The organism is Komagataeibacter diospyri (genome assembly GCF_043995075.1).
In the GTDB taxonomy this organism is placed as follows: Bacteria; Pseudomonadota; Alphaproteobacteria; order Acetobacterales; family Acetobacteraceae; genus Komagataeibacter; species Komagataeibacter diospyri.
This window is the reverse complement of record NZ_CP171836.1, coordinates 3,215,147-3,232,743: the sequence shown is the minus strand read 5'-3', so window position 1 is coordinate 3,232,743 and position 17,597 is coordinate 3,215,147. Positions and strand designations below refer to the sequence as shown.

General features: G+C 63.8%; 15 protein-coding genes. 8 read left to right on the top strand and 7 right to left on the bottom strand.

The features are described from left to right. Nucleotides 1-56: 56 nt before the first annotated feature. A complete protein-coding gene (gene hemF / locus ACE2AA_RS15045; protein ID WP_395370331.1) occupies nucleotides 57-965 on the top strand; it encodes an oxygen-dependent coproporphyrinogen oxidase in 909 nt (302 codons plus the stop codon). Between the two features lie 99 nt (nucleotides 966-1,064). Continuing rightward, complete coding sequence (locus ACE2AA_RS15040) at nucleotides 1,065-2,156, top strand: hypothetical protein (RefSeq protein WP_141262253.1); 1,092 nt, start codon at nucleotides 1,065-1,067, stop codon at nucleotides 2,154-2,156. A gap of 177 nt (nucleotides 2,157-2,333) precedes the next feature. Here the strand turns inward: ACE2AA_RS15040 and ACE2AA_RS15035 are convergent, their stop codons facing one another. From ACE2AA_RS15035 to ACE2AA_RS15015, 5 genes are all read right to left on the bottom strand, one after another. Continuing rightward, the gene (locus ACE2AA_RS15035; RefSeq protein WP_395370330.1) at nucleotides 2,334-2,948 is read right to left on the bottom strand and encodes a Smr/MutS family protein; all 615 of its coding nucleotides are present in this window, start codon (nucleotides 2,946-2,948) and stop codon (nucleotides 2,334-2,336) included. 146 nt (nucleotides 2,949-3,094) lie between these two features. After that, nucleotides 3,095-4,507 carry a cytochrome-c peroxidase gene (locus ACE2AA_RS15030; protein WP_141262251.1) on the bottom strand — a complete coding sequence of 471 codons (1,413 nt, stop codon included), beginning with the start codon at nucleotides 4,505-4,507 and terminating at the stop codon, nucleotides 3,095-3,097. Between the two features lie 84 nt (nucleotides 4,508-4,591). Further along, the gene (locus tag ACE2AA_RS15025; RefSeq protein ID WP_141262250.1) at nucleotides 4,592-5,482 is read right to left on the bottom strand and encodes a site-specific DNA-methyltransferase; all 891 of its coding nucleotides are present in this window, start codon (nucleotides 5,480-5,482) and stop codon (nucleotides 4,592-4,594) included. A 57-nt stretch (nucleotides 5,483-5,539) separates the two neighbouring features. Further along, on the bottom strand, nucleotides 5,540-6,745 hold the full coding sequence (locus tag ACE2AA_RS15020; RefSeq protein WP_395370328.1) for a murein transglycosylase A: 1,206 nt from the start codon (nucleotides 6,743-6,745) through the stop codon (nucleotides 5,540-5,542). Between the two features lie 56 nt (nucleotides 6,746-6,801). After that, nucleotides 6,802-7,488 (bottom strand): Tim44/TimA family putative adaptor protein, encoded by a 687-nt coding sequence (locus tag ACE2AA_RS15015; RefSeq protein ID WP_141302396.1) that lies wholly within the window; start codon nucleotides 7,486-7,488, stop codon nucleotides 6,802-6,804. A gap of 201 nt (nucleotides 7,489-7,689) precedes the next feature. Between ACE2AA_RS15015 and secB the strand changes: the two genes are divergently transcribed. Beyond that, nucleotides 7,690-8,211 carry a protein-export chaperone SecB gene (gene secB, locus ACE2AA_RS15010; RefSeq protein ID WP_141262247.1) on the top strand — a complete coding sequence of 174 codons (522 nt, stop codon included), beginning with the start codon at nucleotides 7,690-7,692 and terminating at the stop codon, nucleotides 8,209-8,211. 229 nt (nucleotides 8,212-8,440) lie between these two features. On the opposite strand, the gene ACE2AA_RS15005 is transcribed toward secB, so the two are convergent. Then, on the bottom strand, nucleotides 8,441-9,133 hold the full coding sequence (locus tag ACE2AA_RS15005; protein ID WP_227001108.1) for a uroporphyrinogen-III synthase: 693 nt from the start codon (nucleotides 9,131-9,133) through the stop codon (nucleotides 8,441-8,443). A 37-nt stretch (nucleotides 9,134-9,170) separates the two neighbouring features. Further along, the gene (gene hemC, locus ACE2AA_RS15000) at nucleotides 9,171-10,253 is read right to left on the bottom strand and encodes a hydroxymethylbilane synthase (RefSeq protein WP_141262245.1); all 1,083 of its coding nucleotides are present in this window, start codon (nucleotides 10,251-10,253) and stop codon (nucleotides 9,171-9,173) included. A 71-nt stretch (nucleotides 10,254-10,324) separates the two neighbouring features. On the opposite strand from hemC, the gene tsaD reads away from it, so the two are divergent. The 5 genes from tsaD (at nucleotide 10,325) to mutS (ending at nucleotide 17,529) form a co-directional block, all read left to right on the top strand. Then, nucleotides 10,325-11,443 carry a tRNA (adenosine(37)-N6)-threonylcarbamoyltransferase complex transferase subunit TsaD gene (tsaD, locus tag ACE2AA_RS14995; RefSeq protein WP_141262244.1) on the top strand — a complete coding sequence of 373 codons (1,119 nt, stop codon included), beginning with the start codon at nucleotides 10,325-10,327 and terminating at the stop codon, nucleotides 11,441-11,443. A 253-nt stretch (nucleotides 11,444-11,696) separates the two neighbouring features. After that, complete coding sequence (locus ACE2AA_RS14990) at nucleotides 11,697-12,668, top strand: NAD(P)H-dependent glycerol-3-phosphate dehydrogenase (protein WP_141262242.1); 972 nt, start codon at nucleotides 11,697-11,699, stop codon at nucleotides 12,666-12,668. A 106-nt stretch (nucleotides 12,669-12,774) separates the two neighbouring features. Further along, entirely contained in the window at nucleotides 12,775-13,260 is a 486-nt protein-coding gene (locus tag ACE2AA_RS14985; protein WP_395370325.1) for a glutathione peroxidase, read from the top strand. Nucleotides 13,261-13,296: 36 nt separating this feature from the next. Beyond that, entirely contained in the window at nucleotides 13,297-14,859 is a 1,563-nt protein-coding gene (gene murJ, locus ACE2AA_RS14980) for a murein biosynthesis integral membrane protein MurJ (RefSeq protein WP_395370323.1), read from the top strand. Between the two features lie 60 nt (nucleotides 14,860-14,919). Beyond that, nucleotides 14,920-17,529 (top strand): DNA mismatch repair protein MutS, encoded by a 2,610-nt coding sequence (mutS, locus tag ACE2AA_RS14975; protein ID WP_395370321.1) that lies wholly within the window; start codon nucleotides 14,920-14,922, stop codon nucleotides 17,527-17,529. Nucleotides 17,530-17,597 lie beyond the last annotated feature (68 nt).

The window sequence follows — 17,597 nt, the reverse complement described above, 5'->3', positions numbered from 1 at the left end:
AACGGGCACCCGTAATACCCATTGCGAATGACCAGAACGGGCAGAACGATACAATCATGACAACATCCCGCACCCCAGTGGCCCACGACGGACTGAAGGACACGGCCCGGGCCTGGTTTGAAAACCTGCGTGACCGGATATGTAATGCGTTCGAAAAGATCGAGGACGACGCTGCGGCACACGGCAGCCCGACCCTGCCGGGCAAGGATGCGCCGGGCCGCTTCGAGCGCACGCCATGGAACCGCACGAATGATGACGGCACGCCCGGCGGCGGCGGTGTTATCAGTCTCATGCGTGGGCGCGTGTTTGAAAAAGTGGGGGTGAATGTTTCCACCGTCAGCGGGGAATTCAGCCCGGGCTTTCGCGACTCGATCCCCGGTGCGGCGGAAGATCCGCGCTTCTTCGCCACGGGCATAAGCCTGGTCGCCCATATGTGCAGTCCGCTGGTACCTGCCGCCCATTTCAACACCCGCATGATCATCACCACACAGGGGTGGTTTGGCGGTGGCGGCGACATTACGCCCATGTTCCCCGACAGCGCCGAAGCCATTAGCGACGCCGCACGGTTCCATGACGGATTCCGGCTGGCGTGCGAAAAGCATGACCCGGAATACTACCCGCGTTTCAAGGAATGGTGCGACAGGTACTTCTACCTTCCCCACCGCGATGAAGCGCGCGGGCTCGGCGGCATTTTCTATGACCGGCTCAATACCGGCGACCTTGATGCCGACTTCGCCTTCACGCGCGACGTGGGCCTCGGCTTTCTGGAAACCTATCCCGACATCGTGCGCGGGCGGATGATGGAACCGTGGACCGCCGAACAGCGCAAGGCACAGCTTGTCCGCCGCGGGCGGTATGTCGAGTTCAACCTGCTGCATGACCGGGGCACCATTTTCGGCCTAAAAACCGGCGGAAACACCGAAGCCATCCTCATGAGCCTTCCCCCGGAAGTCCACTGGCCATAAGAATAGGCCCATGCCTGCCTTACGCACCCCGTCCCGCCCCGTCCCGACCACCTGCCGCCCCATGCGGATGGGCCGGGCCGTGCCCGCGCAGGCACGGTCATGATCGGCCGGCGCAGCCTTCTGGCCCTGCTGGCGGGTGGGGTAGTGACAGCACCCATGCGCCAGGGAACTGCGTCCGAACTGCCGCGTGAGCGCCTGCCCATGCCTGCGGGCACGGCAGGTGGGGCAGGGTTGCTGATGGCGGGGAACCAGAGCGCCATGGCCGACCGGTGGAAGCCGGTATTGCCCGGCGCGCTGGCGCAGGGGCTGGGGTTGCCCGCCCCACTGCCGGTGCGCGATACCGTGGGGCAGGACGGGGTGACGGGGGCCAACCTGTTCGATTCCCAGTTCGCGTCGGATGGCATGATGGCGCTGGCTGCCCCCGGTTCGGCGCTTGTCGCCTCCCTGTGCGGTGATCCGCGCGTTCATTTTGACTACAGCCGCTGGCTGCCACTGCTGCTTAGCACGACAATGCCGGTGGTGATCGGGCGCGCGCAGCTGCATCGCGGCCTTGGCAGCTTCATACGTGACCGGCCCGTACGCATTGCCGTATCGACCCTGACGGGCATTGAGCTGCCGACCGTGCTGGCCATGAGCCTGTTCGGGCTGCGCCCCATCCCGGTCACCGGACTTGCGACACCACAGGCTGCGGCGGATGCCCTGCGCGATAACCAGGTCGATACCATACAGATCACCGACCCACTGGGCACACCCGAGACCTCAGCACTGGTCCATGCGCTGGCGCAGGCAGGTTTCCCCGCCCTGTTTACCCTCGGCACACAGGCCAGACCTCTCGATCTGTTAGATCAGCAGGTCATGAGCATGCAAAGCCGCCTGCAGCAGGACGCGCATTCGGCCCTGCATGACCTGCTTTATGCCGCATGGAAGCCGCTGGCGGCGGCGGCTGGCGTGGATCTTGCCCTTGTGCTGCCCATGCTGACCCAGCCCGCGACACTGGCCCGATGGCGTGCCGCCACGGCACAGGCCATACGCGACAGCGCCGTGCATACCATGGCGCAGGATACCGGCCGCGTCCTGCTGACCGGTACTGACGCGACCGAGGCATTGCGGCTGGCGGCGGGTGATATGTCCGCCATCATGACGCTACGCCGCTGGCTGGCCAGCAACCTGCCGACATGGCGACTGGGCTGACGCCACAGGTCGTTTTTTTCAGAAACTGTTTGGGAATCCAATCCGGGAAACACCGGGCAATCATAAGAAAGTTTTTGGTGAAGCTTTTTTCAAAAAGCTTTGAAAAACCCGCCTTTTAATAAAGGCAGCACCCATAAACTTTTATTTTTATCCGGACAAGTTGCTTCAGACAGTCTTTCAGAAACCGTTTCCACGCGCTGACCGGCGCAGCAGCACGCGCACCGCGCCCTGATTGGCTGCATGCGGGTGCACGACCGCAAGAATCAACCGTCCCAGATCACCGCGCCCCAGCCAGAACGGCAGTTCACGCCGCAGGATGCCGCCATTATGGCCACTGCCCAGCCCGGTTATGATCTCGACACAGCGCACATTGTCCGCATGGGCCTGGATCAGGAAACCATGCAGGCGGTGAAACGCCGTCTGCGCCACCTGCCCATGCAGGTCCAGCCTCCGGGCCGGGCGCAGCTTGCCGCTGACCAGACCACGCCAGCTGGTGTCATCCAGCCCCGGCCTGCGCACGCCAATTTCAAACGCCCCGCCTTTCCCCTTCTGCACGGTCAGGCTGTGGCTGGCGGTGCCATGGACCGCATGCACTCCGCCCGATGTCAGCCGCTGCATGATGGCGGCACGGCTCATGCCCGGTTTTGCCGGAGTTGCAGGGGGAATGGCCGGGGGCTGGGATGGCAGGGTATCGGGTTTTGCCTGCCTGGCGGCGGTCCGCAATGGCGCGATCCCATGCGCGAAGGCCGCCCACAGGGCCTGTTCCTCCTCGTTCAGTCTGCGCTGCCTCACGGTATGGTTCCTTTCTCCGGGCCGCTATCCGTGGCCATAGAATCATACCCCGCCCGGCAGGTCCATGTTTTCAGGCATGGCCCCATACGCAAAAACCCTGCCGCATATACGGCAGGGTCTGCGTTCCCTAACGGACAGGAACCGTCTTACTGTGCCGCGTTCTGCAGGGTCTCGCCCTGATAACGCCCGGTCAGGGTGTTGAGGAACGCCACGATATCCGCCACGTCCTGATCAGAAATGTTGTGATCCGGCGTCTGGTAACGCGCCATGTCACGCACGGCCCCGTCCAGCGTCTTGATACTGCCATCATGGAAATACGGACCGGTCAGCGCGATGTTGCGCAGGTTGGGCACCTTGAAGCGTTCCATGTCGGCGGGATCGTGGGTCACTTCAAAGCGTCCCTTGTCCGCATCCGTCAGCTTGCCGCCACGGGCCGAGAAATAATTACCTTCCAGCCCCAGCGGCTCGAACGCCTGTCCGCCCATGGACGGGCCGGTATGGCAGCCTGAACAGCCAACCTGCTTGAACAGCGCATAACCATGCTTTTCCTGCGTGTTCAGCGCTGCGTCATCCCCCTTGAGATACTGGTCAAAGCGGCTGTCGGGCGTCACCAGCGTCTTTTCATATTCACCAATGGCGTCGGTAATGGTGTTTTCATCAATCGTATCGCTGCCATAAGCGGCCTGGAAATCCGGGGCATAAGTGGGATCTTCACGCAGGCGGGCCGCAACCGATGTCCAGTCATGCGATCCCATCTCGACCGGATTCATGACCGGGCCGGCCGCCTGCTGCGCCAGCGTTCCCGCACGACCGTTCCAGAACTGCCATTTGTTGAACACCGCATCATAAACGGTAGGGACATTGATCGGCCCCTTCTGTCCATGGATGCCGGTCGCGGTAACCAGCCCGTCCACGCCACCATGCTGCAGGCTGTGGCAGCTGGCGCAGTTCAGCGTGCCATCACCAGACAGCTTGCGGTCAAAGAACAGGCGCTGGCCCAGCGCAACCTTGTGACTGTCCACCGGCACGGATTCGGGCACGGGCTGCACCGGTTCGGCGGCAAAGCGGTCGGCAACGCCGGGTGTCGCATAATGCTGGCGGCGCACCTGCGCAATCCATGTCAGCATGCTTTCCCGCTGGGCCGCCGACAGATGGGCATGCCAGTGCATGAGCAGGTACAGCGTAGGCGGCATGCGGTTCTGGTTGATGACCTCTTCAATGCGGGCCAGCGGTTCCTGATCGGGCACTCCACCGTTCTGCAGGGCATTGATGACCGGTTCAACACGGAAATGCCGCAGCCCCTGGTCCCGGTCATGGCTCATCAGCGTATTGGCGACGGGCAGGCTGAAATAGAACGGCAGGTCAACTTTGGCCGCGTGGCAGTAATCGCAACGGGCTTCACGTATGACATTCAGCGCCGCAGACGATGTCGCGTCCATCCCTGCCCCCGCAGGTGCTGGTGCGGTCGCATGATCGAAATGGGTCAGATAGGCGACCGTCCCGCCATACGCCACGATACCCGCAGCCATTAACGCCGCCACTGCTTTTTTAACCGACATCCACAGACCCCCTGTCCCTTGCTTGAATGGGTTTCTGGCCGATTCAGGGATTATTTGTCAAAATAATCGTTTAAATGAAAACCATCAAAGTTTTCGATCACCTGTCCCGGCCACGCCATCCACCTGCGCCTGCATGGCCTGCCGTACCCTTTGCCGCGCGACATTGACATAGATGGTATCAAGGTCGATTCCGATGCCCCGTCCCCCTTCGCGCACGGCGGCGACCAGCGTGGTGCCCGTACCCATGAACGGGTCCAGCACCACGGGTGCGGTCTTGCCATGCAGGCGGATGCACATCTGCGGCAGCAGCACGGGAAATGTGCCGGGATGATGGAATTTCTGTGCCTTGCCCTGCACGGTTTCATACGGGATGAACCATGTATCGCCCCGGCATCGCCGGTCCTGCCGGTGGCCCCGGCGCACGATATTGGACTTGTCCATGTAGGGCACACCAATATCCAGACGTTTCAGCCCGACATTGCCCGTACGTGTCAGATGGAACAGGTGTTCGTGATTGCGGTTAAGGTAACGGTGGCTGTTGACCGGCTTGAAATGTCCATGCGTTTCCGTTCCCACCGAAATCGACTTGACCCAGGTGATATGGTTCTGCAGCACGAACAGTTCACGCAGCCGGACCATCAGTTCAAACGGCAGCCATGGCTGCGCCGAGGAACCCGCGACATTAAGAAAGAATGACCCATCAGGACGCATGACGCGACGCACCTCACGCGCGACATCAACCATCCAGTCCAGATAGCCGTCTTCTGCCAGCCGGTCGCGGTACGTGCGGTATTTCAGACCGATATTATACGGCGGCGAGGTCACGACCACGTCCACGCTGTCCGGTTCCATGCGGCGCATGGCCCGGATGCAGTCGCCACGCACCAGCAGGTGCGGCCCCTCGGGATAGCGGACAGTCCGCGGCAGGCGGGTTTCGGGTGCGCAAGCCTGCCCCGCGCGGGGTCGCCCTGTCATTGATCTACTACGCTCTTCACTCCGCCCATGCGGATCTGGTGTTTGGACCTGTATATCTTATTTTGCCGGTTCGGCACCACGGGGTACCAGCACGACCATCTGCCCGGTCGAACGCAGGTTGCCCGCCGCCTGTGCCGCTTCCGGTCCCCAGCCCATGTACAGGTCGGCGCGGTCAGGCCCCTTGATGTCGGTGCCCAGATCCTGTGCGAAATCAAGTCGGTTCCATGTTGTGGGATGTCCATCCTGCGGAACCTGCGCCTGCACCCATACCGGGCTTCCGAGCGGAATGAAATCCCGGTCCACCGCCATGGAACGGCCCGGCGTCAATGGCACGCCCAGTGCGCCTGGCGCACCGGCCTGCGCATCATCATGGTCCAGTTCACGAAAAAAGACATAATTGGGGTTCTGTTCCATCATGTTCATGGCCTTGTCCGGATTCGCCTCAAGCCAGCCCCGGATGGACGCCATGTTCACGTCATCGGCGCGCAGCAGGCCCTGCGCCACCATCACACGACCCAGTGGCACATAAGGCTGGCCATTCAGGCCGTCAAAGCCAAGGCGGATCACCCTGTCATTGGGCAGGCGCACGCGGCCCGCGCCCTGCAACTGCAGGAAGAACAGGTCAACCGGGTCAGCCAGCCACAACAGTTCAAGCTTTTTATGCGCCAGCGCGCCCTGGTCAATCTGCGCGCGGCTCCAGTACGGCACGATCTGCCCGTCCCGGCTGCGGCCCGTCACGACCTTGCCCTGCGCGTCGCGTTCGCGCACCAGATCGGGCGGACGGCGATAGACCGGGGTCTGGTAAATTCCGCCACGACGCAGGGAACCACGGATTTCAGGTTCATAATACCCGGTGAACAGCGTGCCATCCGTCCGTTTGCCGACCGGCAGGGTGTATGGCACGAACCACTGTTCAAAAAATGCCCGTGCGGCGGCACGGTCGCCGGTAGGCACATCGCGCGCGGCATTGCAGGCAGCCTGCCAGTCACCGACCTGCCGCCCGGCATATTTTATGTCTGTCCCGCCCAGCGTGCTGTCTGCAGGAAGACTGCCGACCTTGTGACAGTCCTGCAGGAAAACCGGCAGGGCGTCTTCCAGTGCATCATCCTTCCACCCCGGCAGGGCACTGAAGGACACGGGCCGGGCATGACCGGATTTATGATGGGAGCCGTGTGGGGGTCGGGGGGCGCCCAGATTGGGGCTTTCCCCGACATGACATCCGCACAGGGTGAGAACGGCGCATAAAGGCGCCATACGCTTCATTACTTTCATACGCACAGACTGATCACGGATTTGTCGGTAAATTATGGCAGGACGGCCTATGCGCTGCGGCTGGCCCCCAGACGCCAGCCTGCGCCATCGGTGTTGACGCCCAGCAGACGTTCGAACGTCCACAGGTCCGAAAACTCCGTCACGGCATCCACACCGGCCACGGGCTGGCCATTGCTGTCCACGGTCAGGCTGATCTGGTCGGACACGATCCGCACCTCGATCCGGGCCAGCGGGCTGGGGCCGGCCGTCTCGTCAATGTCGGCGCCAATGATGGCGATATCGGTAATATCTTTGATTTCGCTGCGCAGGACTTCGCCCGCCTGCTGCCGGGACTGGATCGCGGCCTCGAAGGCTGTGAATGTCGCCGCCGTCAGCCGCTGGCGCAGTACGTTCAGGTCCCCCGCCGCATACGCGCCGACGATCTGGCGGAAGGCGGCCTCGGTCCCCTTTGCAAAATCCTGCGGGGTGAAACCGGGCTGGAGCGTGCCGATACGGGCCAGCACGCCACCCACCCGCGTATCGGGGGCGGGAATGTCATAGGTAATGGCAGGTGGCGGCGGCTCGGGCTTCTGTTCCACCACATTTGCAGCCATGGGCGGCGGCGCCATGGGGCGCGGGGCCGGTTCCGCGCCAACCCGGCGGCCAAGAATGCTGCGCAGTCGCAGAACAAGGAATACAGCCACCAGCCCCAGAACAATCAGATCCAGCGGAAAATGACCAAAAGAAAAATTCATGCCGCGCGTCCATAATGCAGGCGGGCACCCTGCCCAGATTACCCTGCGCAACAACATAGGCAACGCCCGGAGCCAGCACAATGCGCAAGGACCGTTAAAATTCCGACAGCTGGTATGGCATCACCCGCAGACCCATGCTACGGCCAGAGAATACGGTATTCATTTCTTTTTTCCGCATATCCCTGGGGAATACAGACAAGCATGTCCGACACGACTCAGCCGCCCACCCCTGAAAACGGCCAGAGCGCGCCCCCGGCGCTGCCGCTGGCAATCAACCTGCAGTATATCAAGGACCTTTCGTTTGAGGTGCCCGCCGGTGCGGAAATCTTCGCAACCCTGCGCACGAACCCGCAGATTTCGGTCAATATCGACGTGCAGGCCAACCGCCTTGAGCAGGAACAGCCGGTATTCGAAGTTGTCCTGACCGTAAAGGCCGAAGCCAGCGAAGCCCCGCAGCAGGAAGGAGGCCCCGCCGGTCGCCCGGTCTTCATTGCCGAACTGTCCTATGCCGCGATCGCGACACTGAACAGCCCGCCCGCCGAACTGATCGAGCCGATCCTGCTGGTGGAAGTGCCGCGCCTGATTTTCCCGTATGTGCGCAACATCCTCAGCGAAGTCACGCGCGATGGCGGGTTCCCGCCCGTGGTGCTGCAGCCGATCGACTTCGTGGCGCTGTGGCAGGCCAAGCGTAACTCGTTCGACCAGACGCCGGGCCACGCCTGATCCATACAGGCATGATACCAGAGGCTGTTTCAGGACAACCTGTTGATAGGGAATAATAAAAGTTTCTGGGGGTCGCCTTTTTTCAAAAAGGCGGCGTTCTTCGAAGCCTTTTGAAAAAAGCTTCGCCAAAAACGTCCTTATCAGTCTGCCGAATTTCTGAAACAGTCCCTGATGAATGGGCCGGGAGCATATGCTTCCGGCCTTTTTTCATTGCCGGGACAACCCGATTTCAGGCGGCATCATGGGACAGGCAGTCCAGCATGGCATCCTGATCGGGACGGGCGGCCACACGTATGTCACGCCAGCGCACACCCGCACCAAGAGCGGCAGCCACCCCGTCTGACATGGCGATGGCCTCCACCCCCAGCAGCAGGGGCACCAGTGCTGGCGTCAGGGCCGTGATGAAAGCTTCCGCCGTTCGGGTGGAATAGACCATCACCGCCCCCACCTGCCCCGCCTGCAGGGCCGCGACAGCATTGGATGGCAGGCCTGTTGCCGCACGCACGACATAAACGCAGCGCCGCAGCACACGGTATCCATGCCCGCGCAGCGCCACTGCCATTTCCTGCCCATAACCCTGCCCCACCGCCAGCAGCAACCGGGCGGCGGGCGGCACGGCGGCCTGCAACAGCACCAGAAGGTCATCCGCCGTGCCAGATGCAGCAGTCACATGGACAAACCCCGCCGCACGGGCACGCCGCGCGGTGGCGTCCCCCACCACGTAACAGGGAATGTCATGCAGTTGCGGGTCGGTCAGGCTGCCCACCGCCTGTCCACTGGTCAGGACAATGGCATCGGGACGGAATGAACCGATGGAAAGGGTGCGCTGGCTGACATGCAGCATGGGGGCGGCGATTGGATGCAGTCCCCGCGCCGCCACCGCCGCCATGGTCGGGGCAAGCCCCGGCGGCGGACGGGTCACGATCACCCCCGCGCACCGGGCGGAAGGGATGGAATCGTTACTTCTGTTCAACAAAAATATCGGCAGGACTGTCAGCACGCAGGCTGCGGCCAAGATCACGGCCAAGACGCGCCGCATCGCCCGGTGCGCCGCTGATCGAACGCTTGAGCAGGAACGACCCGTCTTCGCGCGCAACAAGGCCGGTCAGATGCAGTTCCGGCGCGCCACCGGCCACGACCGGGATCAGGCGGGCATAACCACCGATCGGCGTACGGCACGATCCATCCAGTTCCGCCAGCAGCGCGCGTTCGGCCGTGGCGACGGCGCGGGCTTCATAATCCTCGATCGCGGACAGCAGTTCACGCAGTTCGACATCGCTTTCACGCACAGTGACCCCGACAATTCCCTGCCCCGCCGCAGGCACCATGATGGTGGGGTCAAGGATCACGTCGGCCCGGTCTTCCATGCCAAGGCGCCGCAGCCCGGCATAGGCCAGCAGCGTTGCATCGCACTGCCGCGCCGCCAGCTTGTCCAGTCGCGTCTGCACATTGCCACGCAGCAGGCCGAATTTCAGGTCGGGACGCACATGCAGCATCTGCGCCTGACGCCGGACGGAGGCACAGCCCACCAGCGCACCATGCGGCAGGACCGCATACGGGTCGGCAGGATCAGGCTCACCACAGCCAGGACCAAGGATCAGCACATCGCGTGCATCCTCGCGCTTGAGGGTGCAGGCCAGAACCAGCCCCGGCGGCAGCGTGGTCTCGAGATCCTTCAGGCTGTGGACGGCAAAATCGATCCGGCCATCCAGCAGCGCTTCATGAATTTCCTTGGCGAACAGGCCCTTGCCGCCAATTTCCGCCAGCTTGCGGTTCTGCACCTGGTCGCCGGTGGTGCTGATCTGGTGTTCCTGGAACGCGCCCATGTCGCGCAGCACGGGACAGAAACGGGTCAGCAGCGTCAGGAACGCCCGTGTCTGCACCAGCGCCAGCGGGGAAGCGCGCGTCCCGACCTTCAGCGGCAGCTGCCGGCGGTGGGGTTCGGGATGTGTGGCTTCCTTTCGCTGGCGTGCAGCGGCCTCGGCCGCGACTTTCTGTAGCGCGGACGATGGAAACGGGGCAGATGGCTTTGCGGACTCCATATCGCGTGTCTATTACCGCACCGCGATAAAGGAAAGATGACATTCGGCACATCCGGATTGTAAATTACGCCATGCCCCATACCGAACCGACATGCCCCGATCTGCCAACGCCCGTTATGGCCATTGAATCTTCGTGCGATGACACGGCCTGCGCGATCGTTACGACAGGCGGCCAGATCCTGGCAGAAACGACATTATCGCAATCCGGCCATGTGCCATTCGGCGGGGTCGTGCCCGAAATCGCCGCCCGCGCCCACCTTGGCGCGCTGCCTGCACTGGTGCGCGACACGCTGCGCGCGGCCGATATGCAGCCACATGAACTGGGTGCGATTGCCGCAAGCTGCGGACCGGGGCTGATTGGCGGCCTGATCGTGGGGGCCGACATGGGCAAGGGCATGGCCATCGCACTGGACCGGCCCTTCATTGCCGTCAACCACATCGAGGCCCATGCCCTGACCGCGCGCCTGCCCGGTGTCGCCAGCAATGGCGCGCCGTTTCCCTACCTTCTGCTGCTGGTGTCTGGCGGACATTGCCAGTGCATCGCGGTGGAAGGGATTGGCCATTACCGCAGGCTGGGCGGCACGATTGATGACGCGGCGGGGGAGGCATTCGACAAGGTGGCCAAGATGCTGGGCCTGGGCTGGCCCGGCGGCCCGGCGGTGGAACAGCTTGCACGTGAGGGCGATCCGCACGCCGTACTCCTGCCGCGCCCACTGCTGGGGCGGGCCGGATGCGATTTCTCCTTCTCCGGCCTCAAGACCGCCGTGGCGCAGAAACTGCCTGCCGAGGTCCGCACCGCCCTGCCCCGCCAGCAGGCCGCCGATATCGCCGCAAGCTTCCAGCAGGCGGTCAGCGACATCGTAATCGACCGCCTTGGACACGCGCTGGACATGATGGAGCAGCGCCCCACCACGCTGGTCGTGGCGGGCGGGGTAGCCGCCAATGGCGTCCTGCGCGCACGCCTGCAGGAATTCGCCACTGCGCACGATTTGCCCTTCGCAGCCCCGCCGCTACGGTTATGCACCGATAACGCGGTCATGGTGGCATGGGCCGCGATCGAGACCATGCGCGCACGCACGGCCCTTGGCCTGCCCATACCCAATGATATCGCCATGCGCCCGCGCCCGCGCTGGCCACTGTCGGAGATGACGCAGCGCATGACGGTGGATGCGGACAGCATGCCCGCCTGAACGCATTCGCTTCCCCCAGCGATCGGGCATTGCGGTTGCCTTGCAGCCAACATAACGCCTGAAATATCTTATTGATAAGGAACAATAAATTTTTTAGCGCTACTTTTTTTTCAAAAAGACGGCGTTCTTTGACGCTTCTTGAAAAAAGCTTCACCAAAAACTTCTTTATGATTTACAGGCCGTTTTGTTAGCTGACTGACAAGCAAGCAACAAAAATGCCGGATACGGTACATAACCTTCGGGGAACAGACGGATGACGCATACCGCACGGATTGCCGTGATCGGCGCAGGCGCATGGGGGACGGCGCTGGCGCTGCAGGCCGCCCGCGCGGGGGCCGAAGTCAGCCTGTGGGCACGCAATCCCGCTGCCATGTCCGCAGGCCGCGTCATGCCCCGCCTGCCCGGCTACGCCCTGCCATCCGGCATTGCCGTAAGCGATGTCATGCCACGTCAGGCCGACCTGATCCTGCTGGCATGCCCCATGCAGCACCTGCGCGTCACTGCCCGCAACGTGCCGCCCTGCGCGCCGATGATCGCATGCTGCAAGGGGATCGAGCAGGCAACCGGCCTCATGCCGCTACAGGTTCTGGGAGAACTGTTCCCCCACAGCGTGCTGGGCGTGCTGTCCGGTCCCAACTTCGCGCATGAAATCGCGACCGGGCAGCCTGCCGCCGCCGTGCTGGCCAGTGCGGATCGCACGCAGGCCCGGAGGCTTGCGGACCTGCTGACCACGCCCGCCTTCCGGCTGTATGCCAGCGACGACCCGACGGGCGTGCAACTGGGTGGGGCGGCAAAGAACGTGATCGCCATCGCAGCAGGTGCGGCCATCGGGGCGAAACTGGGGGAAAATGCCCGCGCGGCCCTGATTACCCGCAGCATTGCCGAACTGTCGCGCCTGTCCCACGCGCTGGGCGGGCGGCCCGAAACGCTGTCGGGCCTTGCGGGAATCGGGGATCTGCTGCTGACCTGCACCGGGGCTGCGTCACGTAATTACCGCCTTGGTCTGGCGATTGGTCAGGGAACCCCGGCACAGCAGGCCGCAGATGCGCTGGAAGGTGTTGCCGAAGGCCGGGCGACGGCACCCGCGCTACTGCAGCTTGCACGCCAGCATGGCGTCAGCACGCCGGTCATCGCCACCGTCACCAGCCTTCTGGCTGGCACGATCGACATGGATGACGCCAGTCAGCTGCTGCTGTCGCGCCCGGTCGGGCATGAATTTGCCTGAACGGACACGCACGCCACATCCCTCATCTGCAAACAGGCGACTTGACCCCCTGCATGCGACCCGGCAATCCGGTTCTTCCGGCGCGCTTACGAAACCGAGCATCCCAATGACCACGATCTATGATTTTGTCCTGCCTGCCCTGAATGGTCCCGACATTGACCTGTCCGCGTTGCGGGGCAAGCCGATCCTGATCGCCAATACGGCGTCCAAATGCGGTTTCACCCCGCAATATGAAGGATTGCAGAGCCTGTGGACAACATGGCGCAGCCATGACCTGATGGTGATTGGCGTACCGTCCAGTGATTTCGGCAATCAGGAACCCGGTACGCCCGAGCAGATCACAACATTCTGCCAGCGCAACTACAACGTCACCTTTCCCCTGACCGCCAAAAGCCATGTGAAGGGACCGCAGGCGATCCCGCTGTTCCGGTGGCTGGCGCGCGAGGGCGGGTTCCTGTCGCTGCCGCGCTGGAATTTCTACAAATACCTGATCGGGCGCGACGGGCAGCTGGTCAACTGGTTCACTTCCGTCACATCACCCGAATCGCGGCGCGTGCGCATGGCGGTCGAACGGGCGGTGATGGATCACTGATGCCCCCATCATCTCCGCGCGCGTCATGCTGACACCATGCTGAAGGGTTTCCTGACCGTAAGCGGCTGGACCATGATCAGCCGCGTGCTGGGACTGGTGCGTGACCAGCTGCTTGCGGCCCTGCTGGGCACGGGCGCGGCGCAGGACGCGTACCAGATCGCCTTCCGCCTGCCCAACATGTTCCGCCGCCTGTTTGGCGAAGGCGCACTGAACGCCGCCTTCGTGCCACTGTTCTCCGCCCTGCTGGAACGCGAGGGCCGCGACACCGCACAGCGATTCGCCAGCGAGACGATGAGCGTCCTGCTGTCATGGCTGCTTCTTCTGACAGTGCTGGGGGAAATCTTCATGCCCGGCGTGCTGCGCCTGATCGCGCCAGGGTTCACGCACGGCGACGTGCGGGACACGCTGGCCATATCGCTAAGCCGCATCACGTTTCCCTACCTGCTGATGATCTGCGGGGCAGCACTGGTTTCGGGCGTTCTGAACGGCATGCACCATTTCGGCGTGGCGGCAGCAGCGTATGTCAGCTTCAACATCATCGGCATCGCCGCCATCCTTATCCTTCCCCCGCTTACGGGTGACGTAGCCCATGCCGCCGCATGGGGGGTGACGGCATCGGGCGTGGTACAGTTCGGCATCCTCCTATATGCCGCCCGCCGGGCCGGAATGCGCCTGCGCCTTGTCGCGCCCTGCCTGACACCCCGCATCCGCACGCTGCTGGCGCGCATGGGGGTTGGGCTGGTGGGCAGCGGGATCACGCAGATCAACTTCCTGATCGACACCATCATCGCCACCCTGCTGCCTGCGGGCAGTGTCTCGCTCATGTATTTTGCCGACCGGGTAAACCAGCTGCCGCTGGGGGTACTGGGGGCTGCGGCAGGCACCACGCTGCTGCCGGTGCTGACGCGGCACCTTGCGGCGGATGATCTGACCGGGGCGCACCATATCCAGAACCGGGCCATTTCCTATGCCCTGATCCTGACGCTGCCTGCGGCGGCGGGGCTGCTGGTCATTGCGGCACCGGTCATGATGGCGCTGTTCGGTCATGGGCATTTTTCGGCGCATGACGCGATGCTGTCGGCGCAGTCACTGCGGGCCTACGCACTGGGACTGCCAGCCTTCGTGCTGGTCAAGGTACTCTCGCCGGGGTTCTTCGCGCGCGGGGATACACGCACACCGGTGCTGGTGGGCATGGGCACGCTGGTGCTGAATTTCATCCTGAACATAAGTTTCATGCACTGGCTGGCGCATATCGGCCCGCCACTGGCCAGCAGCCTTGCGGCGATGGTCAATGCCGGTGTTCTGGCATTCCTGCTGCTGCGGCGTGGCGCGCTGGTGCCGGACCCGACCCTGATCCGGCAACTGGCGGGCATGACGGTGTGCGCGGTGGTGATGACGGTGGGGCTGGTCATGCTGGGTTACACACCCCTTGGCCGCGCGATGCAGGCTGGCCCGGTCATGCGGATCGTGGATGTGGGCGTGATGGTCACGCTGGGTGTCGGCATTTACCTGCTGGCGCTGCAGGTGCTGGGGATTGCGGACATGCGTCAGGCTATGGCCGCGATCAGCCGCAGGCTGCGCCGCAACCGCGCGGCATAAGCCGGGGCTGCCATGAAATCCGCACTGGCGAATCCCCTACCCCGCCGCTAGACACCGGACATGACATTCCCATCCCCCGAAGGCGCCACCCCCGCCATGGCGCAGTGGTTTGCGCTCAAAGCCGAACATCCCGACGCCCTGCTGTTCTTCAGGATGGGGGATTTCTACGAACTATTTTTCAATGATGCGGAAGCGGCGGCGGCGGCGCTGGACATCTCGCTGACCGCGCGCGGCACGCATGGGGGCGAACCCATCGCCATGTGCGGCGTGCCTGTGCATGCGGCGCAGGCCTACCTTGCGCGCCTGATCCGGCGCGGGTTCCGCGTATCGGTGGCCGAACAGACCGAACAGCCCCGCAAGGGACGCCCCGCATCCAAGGGACCACTGCGGCGCGAGGTCGTGCGCCTGATCACGCCGGGCACGCTGACCGAGGATGAACTGCTGGAGGCGGGACGGCAGAACCTGCTGGCCGCCATTATCTGCCCCACCGGACGTGACGCCAGCGATCCCGGCCTTGCGTGGATCGATATTTCCACCGGGCTGTTTGAAACCGCCACGGTCCCCGCGCGTGACCTGAACGACCTGCTGGGCCGTCTGGACCCGGCGGAAATCCTGTGTGCGGATAATGTGGATCTGGGTGATTTCGCGGGCCGCCGCACGCCCATCGTCCCGCCTGCCAGCGCCGATGCCGCCCGCCAGCGCATGGCCGAAGCCTTTGGCGTAGCCAGCCCTGACGCCTTTGGCACCTTCAGCGACGCGGAAGCCATGGCGGCTGCGGCGGCCATTGACTATATCCGCCGCAGCCAGGCGGGCCAGCTGCCACGCCTGTCGCATCCCCGCCCCAGCGACAGCAGCGACATCCTTGGCCTTGACCCCGCTACCCGCGCCAGCCTCGACCTGCTGCGCACGCGTGATGGCGAAACCGAACATACCCTGTTCGCCGCCGTGTCCCGCACCGTCACCGCAGCCGGCAGCCGGATGCTGGCGGACTGGATCGCCGCCCCCCTGACCGATCCCGAACGCATTGCCCGCAGGCAGGCCGGATGGGTATGGCTGCTGGACAAGCCGGGAATACGCGACGACCTGCGCGCCAGCCTGCGTGCCGCCCCCGACATGGCGCGCGCGCTGGGCCGGCTGTCACTGGGCCGCGGGCAGCCACGCGACGCGGTGGCCATCCGTCTGGCCATTGGCGTGGCGCGCGAAATCGGGACAATCCTGAACCGGCACGACACCCTGCCCCTCATCATGGAACAGGCGGCACGCCATCTGGACCGCGCACATGAACTGCAGGACCTGCTGGCGCGCGCGCTGAGCGAAAACCCGCCCGCGCGCATGGATGACGGTGGCATCATCGCCAGTGGCTATGATGCGGAACTGGATGCCCAGCGCGAACTGCGCGACGGCAGCAGGCGTGTGATTGCGGCCCTGCAGCAGGAATACGCCACCGAGTTCGGCGTCCCCAACCTCAAGATCCGCCACCATGCCCAGCTTGGTTATGTGATCGAGGTGCCCGCCGCAGCCAGCGCACGCCTGCGCGGGCGTGAAGACCTGATCATGCGGCAGGGCACCGCCAGCGCCAGCCGCTTTTCGACCGAACGGCTGGTCAGCCTTGACCAGCAGATCGCGCAGGCCGCCGAAAACGCGGGCCTGCGCGAACGCCACCTGTTTACACAGGTGGTGGGCAGGATACTGGACGAAACTGCCCTGCCGGACATGGCGGCCGCCCTGTCGTGCATCGACATCGCACAGTCCTGCGCGATGCTGGCCGGTGGCGGCATGTGGTGCTGTCCCGCTGTCAGCACGGATACGTCCTTTGTCATCCGCGCGGGCCGGCATCCGGTGGTGGAAGCCGCCCTGCCCAAGAACGCGCGCTTCACCCCCAATGACTGCGATCTGGAACCCGATCACCGCGTCATGCTGCTGACCGGCCCCAACATGGCGGGCAAGTCCACCTTCCTGCGGCAGACGGCGCTGGCGGTCATACTGGCGCAGGCAGGCCTGCCTGTTGCGGCACAGGCCATGCGCATTGGCGTGGTGGACCGGCTGTTTTCACGTGTTGGCGCATCCGATGACCTGGCGCGCGGGCGGTCCACCTTCATGGTGGAAATGACCGAGACCGCCGCCATCCTGAACCAGGCAGGCCCACGGTCGCTGGTAGTGGTGGATGAAATCGGGCGCGGCACCTCCACGCTGGATGGACTGGCAATTGCATGGGCCGTGCTGGAAACCCTGCATTCCACGCTGCGCTGCCGCGCGATATTCGCAACGCATTTCCATGAACTGGCCGAACTGGCGGACAGCATGCCCCGCCTGTCCCCCCACACCATGAGCGTGCGCGAATGGAAGGGACAGGTCATTTTCCAGCATGAGGTCATACCCGGTTCCGCCCGCCGCAGCTGGGGCGTGCATGTCGCGCGCCTGGCGGGCGTGCCCGAACCCGTAGTGCGCCGCGCGGGCCGCCTGCTGTCCATGCTGGAGAAGGAACGCGGTCGGCAGGCCCCGCCCCTGCCGCTGTTTGAACAGGCATCACCCGACATGCCGGAAGAACCGGAGGCCCCCGCACTGCCGCCTGCCGCGATGGATATGATCGCGGAACTGGACCCCGATGCGTTAAGTCCGCGCACGGCACTGGAAATGTTATATAAACTCAAAAAACTGCTGAAACCCTGATACGGCTCTGGACCTGACCCTATCAAGGGCGGCACACTCCCCCGGATCTTTACCGTCATATACAGGAC